The sequence below is a fragment of the Kitasatospora sp. NPDC006697 genome (assembly GCF_042869935.1).
Classification (GTDB): Bacteria; Actinomycetota; Actinomycetes; order Streptomycetales; family Streptomycetaceae; genus Kitasatospora.
The window spans coordinates 347,989-357,360 of the sequence record NZ_JBIAGU010000002.1 but is presented as its reverse complement, the minus strand read 5'-3'; the positions used below and the strand labels follow the sequence as shown (position 1 = coordinate 357,360).

General features: G+C 76.2%; 6 protein-coding genes. 4 read left to right on the top strand and 2 right to left on the bottom strand.

Annotated elements, in window-relative coordinates; all coding sequences use genetic code 11:
• Nucleotides 1-3 precede the first annotated feature (3 nt).
• Both ACFYNO_RS04745 and ACFYNO_RS04740 read left to right on the top strand, forming a co-directional pair.
• Complete coding sequence (locus ACFYNO_RS04745) at nucleotides 4-2,379, top strand: beta-ketoacyl synthase N-terminal-like domain-containing protein (protein WP_388005206.1); 2,376 nt, start codon at nucleotides 4-6, stop codon at nucleotides 2,377-2,379.
• The gene (locus tag ACFYNO_RS04740) at nucleotides 2,376-3,143 is read left to right on the top strand and encodes a thioesterase II family protein (protein ID WP_388005203.1); all 768 of its coding nucleotides are present in this window, start codon (nucleotides 2,376-2,378) and stop codon (nucleotides 3,141-3,143) included. The genes ACFYNO_RS04745 and ACFYNO_RS04740 overlap by 4 nt, the downstream gene beginning before the upstream one ends.
• Before the next feature lie 231 nt (nucleotides 3,144-3,374).
• Here the strand turns inward: ACFYNO_RS04740 and ACFYNO_RS04735 are convergent, their stop codons facing one another.
• On the bottom strand, nucleotides 3,375-6,038 hold the full coding sequence (locus ACFYNO_RS04735; protein WP_388005200.1) for a BTAD domain-containing putative transcriptional regulator: 2,664 nt from the start codon (nucleotides 6,036-6,038) through the stop codon (nucleotides 3,375-3,377).
• A gap of 114 nt (nucleotides 6,039-6,152) precedes the next feature.
• Entirely contained in the window at nucleotides 6,153-7,193 is a 1,041-nt protein-coding gene (locus tag ACFYNO_RS04730; protein WP_388005197.1) for a hypothetical protein, read from the bottom strand.
• Nucleotides 7,194-7,438: 245 nt separating this feature from the next.
• On the opposite strand from ACFYNO_RS04730, the gene ACFYNO_RS04725 reads away from it, so the two are divergent.
• Complete coding sequence (locus ACFYNO_RS04725; RefSeq protein WP_388005194.1) at nucleotides 7,439-7,672, top strand: phosphopantetheine-binding protein; 234 nt, start codon at nucleotides 7,439-7,441, stop codon at nucleotides 7,670-7,672.
• A 46-nt stretch (nucleotides 7,673-7,718) separates the two neighbouring features.
• Nucleotides 7,719-9,269 (top strand): AMP-binding protein, encoded by a 1,551-nt coding sequence (locus ACFYNO_RS04720; protein WP_388005191.1) that lies wholly within the window; start codon nucleotides 7,719-7,721, stop codon nucleotides 9,267-9,269.
• Nucleotides 9,270-9,372 lie beyond the last annotated feature (103 nt).

Here is a 9,372-nt window from a genome sequence, read left to right as displayed (position 1 = left end):
ATCATGGAACCGACCGATGTGCGCAAGCTGATCGAGGACCAACTGAAACTCTCCCGCTCCCTCAAGGCGCGGGTGCGCGAACTGGAGGAGGAGCGGCACGCACCGCTGGCCGTGGTGGGCACCGCCCTGCGGCTGCCCGGCGGGCTGACCACGCCGGAGGCGTACTGGGACTTCCTGCTCGGCGACGCCGAGGCGATCGGGCCGATCCCCGGGGACCGGCCGGGGCTGCACCGGGTCTACGACCCGCGGCCGGAGCGGCCGGGCAGCTCCTACGTGGACCGGGGCGGCTTCCTGGCCGACGTGGCCGGCTTCGACCCCGCGTTCTTCGGCATCTCGCGCCGCGAGGCCGACGCGCTGGACCCGCAGCAGCGGCTGCTGCTGGAGGCGGCATGGGAGGCGATGGAGCGGGCCGGCATCGCGGTCCGCCGGCACGACCGGCTGAACGCGGGCGTCTTCGTCGGCATCATGTCCTCCGAGTACGTGGAGCGGATGGCCGCCGACGACGACAAGACCGGCATCGACCCCTACTACGGCACCGGCGGCGGCCACTGCATGGCCGCCGGGCGGATCAGCTACACCATGGGCTTCTCCGGGCCCTCGCTGAGCTGCGACACCGCCTGCTCCTCCTCGCTGGTGGCGCTGCACCTGGCCGCCCGCAGCCTGCGGGCCGGCGAGTGCCGGTACGCCCTGGTGGGCGGCGCCAACCTGGTGCTCTCCCCCGACCTGATGGTCTCGCTCTGCCAGAACCGGGCGCTGGCCCCGGACGGGCGCTCCAAGACCTTCACCGCGGCCGCCGACGGCTACGGGCGCGGCGAGGGCGTCGGCATGCTGGTGCTGATGCGCCTGGACGACGCCGAGCGCGAGGGCCGGCCGATCCACGCCGTGCTGCGCGGCACCGCCGTCAACCACGACGGCGCCTCCTCCGGCCTCACCGTGCCCAACGGCCCGGCCCAGCAGGAGGTGATCCGGGCCGCGCTCGCCGATGCCCGGATCGCCCCGCAGGAGGTCGGCTTCGTGGAGGCGCACGGCACCGGCACCGCGCTCGGCGACCCGATCGAGGTCGGCGCGCTGGACTCGGTGCTGGGCAGCGGCGCCCCCGGCCGGCCGGTGCCGCTGGCGGTCGGCAGCGTGAAGTCCCGGATCGGCCACCTGGAGGCGGCGGCCGGCATCGCGGGCCTGATCAAGCTGGTGCTGATGCTCCGTCACGGCCGCATCCCGGCCGCGCTGGGCGCCGCCGACGGCGAGCTCAACCCGCTGATCCCGTGGGAGCGGATCGCGGTGGACGTGCCGCGCACGGCCGCCGACTGGCCTGCGCCGTACCAGCGGCGGATCGCCGGGATCAGCGCCTTCGGCATGAGCGGCACCAACGCGCACGCGCTGCTGGAGGCGTACCAGCCGGCCGCCGAACCCGCCGGGGTCTCGGACCTTCCCGAGCTGGTGGTGCTCTCGGCGCGCAGCCGGGAGAGCCTGACCGAGCTGGCCGGCGCGGTCGCCGGGCGGCTGCGCGCGCTGCCCGCCGCCGAACTGGCCTCCGCCTGCCACACCCTGCGGACCGGGCGCACCCCGTTCGAGCACCGGGTGGCGGTCACCGGCCGGACCGGCGCCGAGCTGGCCGACCGGCTGCTCGCCGCGGTCGGGCGCAGCGCACCGGTGGCGGCCGGCGGCGCCGGGCCCGCGGTGGTGCTGCGGGTGGTGCCGGGATCGGCCGAGGTCGCGGCGGGCCTCGCCGCGCTGGCGGACGCCTACCCGGCGCTGGACGGCGACCTTCCCCAGCTGCTGCGCGGGCTCGGCCTGCGGGTGCGCGAGGGCGAGGCGCCGGCCACGACCGTCGACGGGTACGCGCGGCTGGAGTGGGACGGCCGGGTGGTGCCGCTGGTCGCCGCCGACACCGCCCGCACCCCCGCGCTGCTGCTCGCCGCCCTCGCCGCGCTCCACGTCAGCGGCGCGGACCTGCGACTGGACGGCCTGCGGACGGCCGGCGCCCGGGTGCTCGACGGGCTGCCGACGTACGCGTTCCAGCAGCGGCGCTGCTGGATCGACGAGCGGGAGGTGACGGCGGCGTCGGCCGCCCCCGAGGGCGCCCCGGCGGAGTCCGCCGGCGGCGCCGACCGAGAGCTGGTCGAGGAGTTCCTCGCCGCCGAACTCGCCACCGTGCTGCGCTCGGACGAGCCGCTGGACCGCACCCGCAGCTACCTGGAGGTCGGCGGGGACTCCTTCACGGCGATGCAGTTCACCATCGCCGTCGAGCGGGAGTACCAGGTCGAGCTGCCGGTGGAGGAGTTCTCCGAGGAGGTGCCGCTGGCCACGCTGTTCCGCCGGCTCGGCGAGCACATCATCCGCTCCTCCGGCGCCTCCGAGCGGCAGGGGCAGGACGCGTGACCGCCGTCCCGACGCCCTTCGTGCGCCCGCGCCCGGTGGACCGCCCGGCCGTCCGGCTGATCGGCTTCCACCACGCGGGCGGCTCGGCGGCCGTCTACTACCCGCTGATCCACCACCTGCCGGCCGACTGGGACCTGCTGCTGCTCGACCTGCCGGGTCGCGGCAAGCGGCACGCCGAGGCGCCGCTCAGCGACCTGGACACCCTGGTCTCCCTGGCGGTGGCCGACACCCGCCCCTGGCTGGACGCCCCGTTCGCGCTCTTCGGGCACAGCCTGGGCGCCGTCCTCGCCGTCGAGACCGCCCGCTCGCTGGAACGGCTGGGCGCCCAGCCCGCCTGGGTCGGCGTCTCGGCCCGGGTGGCCCCCGGCCTGCAGCCCCCGGCCGGCCGCGGGCTGGCCGAACTGGACGACGAGACCCTGCTCGACGAGCTCTTCGCCCTCGGCGGCCTGCCCCAACGCATCCGCGAGGTCCCGGGCTTCGTGGAGCGCTTCCTCACCACCTCCCGCGCCGACCTGCGCGCGGTGGAGTCCTACCGCCCCCGCCCGCACCGGACGCCACTGCGCGCACCGCTCAGCGCCTTCGGGGGCGCGGACGACCCGTGGGCGCCGGAGGAACTGCTCGAGGCGTGGTCGAAGGAGACCTCGGTCGACTTCCGCCACCACACCCTGGCGGGCGGCCACTTCTACTTCCTGGACGACGGGTTCGCGGGGTTGGCGGGGCAGTTGGTGGCGGACGTGGGGGAGGCGGTGCTGGTCGCGGGGTGAGGCGTGCACGGGCGCGCTGACGCGCGGGGGCTCGGCGACGGGGCGACAGCGCCGCCGCCGTGCCCCGTGCGGCGCACGGGGCACGGCGCTGCGCACCACCCACCAGGAGCGGCCCCAAACCCCGGGCCGCCCCCACGCACAAGCCGCCCTCCGCACCTCACGTGCCGATCCCCCGGGCACACCCGGCCCGCTCGGCACACCTGCCGAACCTCCGGGCACACCCCACCCCGTTCACCTCAACTGCCAAACCCCCGGCCGCACTTCTCTCGCGTCCACGTGCCCCACCGTCTCCGCCGCCCGGATCCGCTCCGCGGCCCGGCGGGCGAACTCGCTCCAGCGGCGGTCGCCCAGGCGCTCCGCCGCCTGGCGGCATTCGGCGAGGCTGGACAGGGCCGCCTCCGACTCCCCCGCCAGGAGTTCCGCCAGGGCGATCCCGCGCAGGGCGTCCGTCGTCCCCCGGGTGTCGTTGGCGCTGCGGCAGAGTGCCAGCGCCCCACCGAAGGCCTGCCGGGCGGCGCCCGCGTCGCCCCGGTCCAGCACGCCGTCGGCGAGCCCGATCATGCTGCGCGCCTCGGCCCGGCGGTCGCCCGCCTGGCGGGCCCGGCGCCCCGCCAGCTCGAAGCAGGCGAGCGCCCGGTAGACCCGCCGGCGCTGCCAGGCCAGGTCGCCGAGCGAGCAGAGTACGGCGGCCTCCGCGCCCGGGTCGCCGGCCCGGCGGGCGGCGTCGAGGGCGAGGTCGCCGGTGGCCTCCCAGTCCGTCCAGGCGGCGCCGGCCTGGAAGTAGCCGGCCAGGCTGTCGGCCAGCTGCCAGGTCTGCGGCCACAGTTCGGCCGCGTGCGCCTGCTGCACCAGGGCCGCCACGGCCGGCGCCTCCTCCTGGAACCAGCGCAGCGGGGCGTCCCCGACCACCGGCCCGGGGTCGGGCACCAGGTCCGGCCGCCGCGCCCGCGGCGCCGGCCCGAGCGCCCGCCCCGGCGCCAGCCGGGCGTCCGCGTACCGCGCCAGCACCAGGTACGCGTCGGCCAGCCGGGCCGTCGCCTCCCGCACCAGCCCGGGGTCGGCCTCGTCCAGCAGCTCCAGCGCCATCGCCCGGTGCAGCTCGTGGAACCGGTACCGCACCTGCCCGCCGGGCACCGAGCGCGCCTGCAGCAGGTGCGCCTGCACCAGCCGTTCCACCACCCGCTCGGCCACCTCCGGCGCCACGCCGAGCAGCGCGGCGGCCCGCCAGAGCGGGAACTCCGGCGCCGCCAGGCCGAGCAGCGGGAAGGCCTGCTGCTCGGCCGGCCCGGCCTCCCGGTAGCCGATCAGCAGGCTGGCCCGCACATCGAGGTCGCCGCAGGCCAGCAGGCCGAGCCGGGCCCGCTCGTCCTCCAGCCGGGTGGCCAGCGAGGCGGCCGACCAGTGCGGCCGGGCCGCCAGGCTCGCCCCGGCGACCCGCAGCGCCAGCGGCAGGTGCCCGCAGAGCCGGGCGATCCGGGCGGCCGCGGCCGGGTCCTCGGCGATCCGCACCCCGCCGGTCGCACCGAGCAGGTCCTGGGACTCACGCGGCGTCAGCACGTCCAGCACCACGTGCCGCAGCCCGTCCAGCGAGGTCAGCATCCGACGGCCGGTCAGCACCACCACGGCGTCCGTGAGCGCGGCCAGCAGCGGCCGGACCTGGTGCTCCGAGGCCGCGTCGTCCAGCAGCACCAGCAGCCGCCGGCCGGCCACCGCCCGGTGCAGGGCGTCGGACAGCTCCTCCTCCCCGGCCGGCCCCTCCGCCGTCCCGGCCGGCTCGGGCCAGTCCGGCCGCACCTTGCGCAGCAGCCGCAGCAGTGCCTGGGCCGGCTCCAACTGGCAGCCGCCGGGCCCGCGCAGTCCGAGGAAGAAGCAGCCGTCGGGGAAGTCGGCGGCCACCTCCCGGGCCAGCTGCATGGCGAAGGCGCTCTTGCCGACGCCCGCCGCGCCGACCACGGCGAGCCCGCGCGCCGACCGGTCCGGCTTCTCGGCCCGGAGCAACTGGCCGGCCCAGACGAGCAGTTCCTGCCGTCCGGTGAAGTCGGCGACCGGCGGCAGCAGCAGGTTGCCGCGCGGCGCGGCCGGCGGTGCGGCGGCCGGCCGCGGCGTAGCGACCGCGCCCGCCCCGGGCGCCGACCACTCCAGCCGGGGATCGAACCGCAGCACCCCCTGGTGCAGCTCCCGCAGCGCCGACCCCGGGTCCACGCCCAGCTCGCTGCCGAGCGCCCGCCGCAGCCGGTCGTAGGCGCGCAGCGCGTCCGCCTGTCGCCCGGAGCGGTGCAGCGCCAGCATCAGCTGCGCGTGCAGCGACTCGCGCAGCGGGTGCTCGTGGGTGAGCGCCAGCAGTTCGCCGCACAGGTCGCGGTGGCGGCCGATCGCCAGGTCGGCGGAGACGCGCTGGTCCAGCGCCTCCATCCGCTGCTCCTCCAGCCGCACCACGGCCGCGTCCAGCATCGCCCCGCGCGGCACGCCGGAGAGCGCGGGCCCGGTCCACACCCGCAGCGCCTCGTGCAGCAGCTGGGAGGCCTCCTGGTGGTCCTGCCGCACGGCCGCCGCCCGGCCCTGGGCGTGCAGTTCCTCGAACCGGACGAGGTCCAGCTCGCCCGGCTCGACCCGCATCAGGTAGCCGGGCGAGCGGGTGGCGATCCGCGTCTCCCGGCCGGCCTCCTCCGCGGTGTCGTCGGCCGCCGCACAGGCCTTGCGCAGCTGGGAGACGTAGACCTGCAGCGTGGTGGTGGCGGTGCGCGGCGGTGCCTCGCCCCAGAGTTCGTCGATCAGGCTCTCCGCCGCCACCACCTCGTTGGCGCGGACCAGCAGGGCGGCCAGCACGGTCCGGACCTTGGCCGCGGACGGGGTGTGCGAGCCGAGCTCTATCGGACCCAGGATCCGGAAGCGCATGGTTTCCCTTTCGGCGCCCCGGCGCGGGGGCACCGGGTCCCGGCACCGGGGCACGCCCCCGAGTCCCGGTGCCGGTGGTGCGGGACGGCGTAGTTGACGGTGGATCGGGTCGGTTCAGCAGTCGAGCAGCACGGTGACGTCGGCGGTCGCGACGGTCCGGCCGTCCTGGAGCACCCGCAGGCCCACCGGGGCCACCGGGCGGCCCTCGGCGTCCCGGCCGACCGCGCCGGGGGCCGCGGCGCAGACCAGCGGGCGGTCCGGCTCGGCGAACCGCGTGACGGCGGCCGACCAGCGGGTGATGGCGCAGCCGGCGGGATGGAAGCCGCGCAGCAGGCCGACCGAGAGCAGGGCGGTCTGCCGCAGCGCGGCGTCCAGCGAGGACGGGCCGACGCCCGGCGCCACCTGCTCGGCCGTCGGGCGGACGGCGACCAGCACCGTGCCGGCCGAGACCGACAGCGGCTCGCTGACCACCACCTCGCCCGGCTCGCCGCAGCCGACGGCGGCGGGCGCGGCGGCCCGGAAGCCCTTGCCGCCGACGGCGCTTCCCGGCTGCCGGTGGCGCTCCCCGCGGTCGCCCCGGTAGCCGCGGGCGGCCGTGGGGTGGGGGGCGGGTGGGCCGAGCAGCAGCCGGCTGCGCCCGCGGCCGCAGGGGCGGCCGCCGATGCTCACGGTGCTCTCGCAGCGCAGCGTGCCCGGCACGCCGTCCACCAGGTCGGCGCCGCGCAGCCGCAGGTCGATGGTGGCGTGGGCGGGCCGGCCGCCGCGCCGCCAGGGGCGCAGGTCGGTGACGACCGCCTCGGTGGCGGTGGGCAGCACGACCCGGCCCTCGGGGACGCCGAAGTACTGCCGGGCGGCGAAGGCGCAGGCCCGGCGCACCGCGTCGATGGCCGGCTGCAGTTCGTAGAGTCCGGCTCCGGTGCGGGGCGGCTGGGGCAGTTCGACCGAGAGCACGAAGGTGTGCTCGGTGGCGGCAGGGGCGCCGAGCAGCAGGCCGTCCCGGGTGGCCGGGCGGTGGACCAGGTGGATCAGTGGTGCCACGGTGGTCGGTGCGTAGTCGGGTACGGAGTTGTGCAGGGACTGCTGGGTGGACGTCGGGGTGGACTTCTGGGTCGCCGAGTCCGGTCTGGCGGATGACGGCGCGGTCGCGGTGTCCATGGTGCGTCCTCTGGTCCGTGGGGTGGTGCGGCGGGTTCCGCCGTTCCCGCCGGCTTTTTAGGTTGTCGCGCGTCCAATCTTGCCCCCCCGCGCTGAAGCCTCACTCCAGCCCTGCTCCAGCGGCACTTGCCAACTCGCGCGATGCCGTTCACTGCGGGACCGCAAGCATTCCTTTAGGACGGCGGACCACCTTGGGCTGCGCTGACCGTTCGACCCCTGCCAGCCCTCCGACCGAAGGATTCACCATGATCAGCAAGGACGACTTCGTCCGGATCGCGCGCGACGAGCTCGCCCTCCCGATGAACGGCGCGGACCTGGAGACCGATCTGGACTCCGACCACACCGTCGCCTGGGACTCCCTGCACATGATGCGCCTGGTCGCGGCGGTGGAGCGGGAGACCGGCACCCGGCTGCAGGTCGGGCCGCTGATGGCGGACCGCAGCCTGAAGGCCATCTTCGCGCGGATCACCGAGGCCTGACGGGTTCGGACCGGACGGGGTTCGAGGAGAGTTCGAGGAGACTGCGATGACGATGACGACGGCCACCGAGCCGACCACCGCCGAGCCCGTGCCGCCGCTCATCCACCAGGCGGTCGCCCGCCAGGCCGAGCTGCGGCCGGAGGCCACCGCGATCGTCTTCCGCGAGGAGCGGATCGACTACGCCACCCTGAACGCCGCCGCCGAGCACATCGCTGCCGAGCTGGCCGCGCTGGGCGCCGGCCCGGGCATCGTGGTGCCGGTCCGGATGCCGCGCACGCCGCAGCTGCTGGCGGTGCTGCTGGGCGTGCTCAAGTGCGGTGCGGCGTACGCGGCGTTCGACCACCGCTGGCCGGCGGAGCGGGTGGACGGGCTGCTGGCGCAGCTGCGGCCGCCGGTGTTCGTGACGGCGGAGCACCCGTCCTCGGACGAACTCACCGTCTGGCAGCCGCCGGTGGAGCCGCTGTCGGCGGTCGCCCGGCTGGGCGGCACCTCCCCCGCCGCTGCGGTCGACCCCGCCTCCCCCGCCTCCGTCTTCTTCACCTCCGGCACCACCGGCACCCCCAAGGGCGTCGTCTCCCCGCACCGGGCGACCACCCGCCTGTTCGGCCCCGGCGGCCTGCTGGGCTACCGCCCGGGCGGGGTCACCCCGCAGGCGGCGCCGTGTGCCTGGGACGCCTTCAGCCTTGAGGTCTGGGGGATGCTCTGCACCGGCGGGACGACGGTGATCGTCGAGGAGGACTACCTGCTGCCGGGCGCGCTGCGGGACTTGGTGAAGTCGACCGGGATGGACACGGTCTTCCTCACCTGCGGGCTCTTCAACCTGTTCGTGGACATGGACCTGGACTGCTTCGCCGGCACGCGGCAGGTGTTCACCGGCGGCGAGCGGATCTCGGTCGACCACGTGCGGCGGTTCCTGGAGCGGCACCCCGCGGTGGTGCTGTTCAACGTGTACGGGCCGGTGGAGAGTTGCGTGTACGCCACCCAGCACGTGATCACGGTGGAGGACCTGGAGACGCCGGGCGGCATCCCGATCGGCGTCGCGGTGGCGGGCACCGAGGTGCTCGTCCTGGACGCCGAGGGCAAGCTCTGCGCGCCGGGCGTGGAGGGCGAGGTCTGCGTCGCGGGCGACGGGCTGGCGGTGGAGTACCTGGGGCTGCCGGAGCTGACGGCCGAGAAGTTCCCCCTGGTCACGCCCACGGACACCGAGGTCCGCGTCTACCGCACCGGCGACCTCGGCTTCCACGACGAGAACGGCGTGCTGCACTTCCGCGGCCGCGCCGACCGCCAGGTGAAGGTCCGCGGCTTCCGCATCGAGCCGGGCGAGATCGAGACCGCTGCCACGCGCATCGAAGGCGTCGCCCGCTGCACGGTCGTTCCGGTCCCGGGCCGGATGGCGGCGTGGGAGCGCCTGGCGCTCTTCTACGTCCCGTCGGTCGCCGGAACGGAGGGCGACGACCCGGCCGGCGTGGCGGCGGAGCTGATCCGCACGCTGCCGCCGTACCTGGTCCCGGATGCGGTGCTGGCCGTGCCGGAGTTCCCCATGACCGTCAACGGCAAGGTCGACAACCAGGCGCTCCTGGCCCTGCTCCCGTCCTGACGGGAGCAGGCTCTTTGCGAGTCGCGCAGGGGGAGAAGAACGCGCAGAAAGCAGGCGCAGCCCTTGTCCGTGTCAATCCGCCACGGCAAGAATCCGAGCCGCA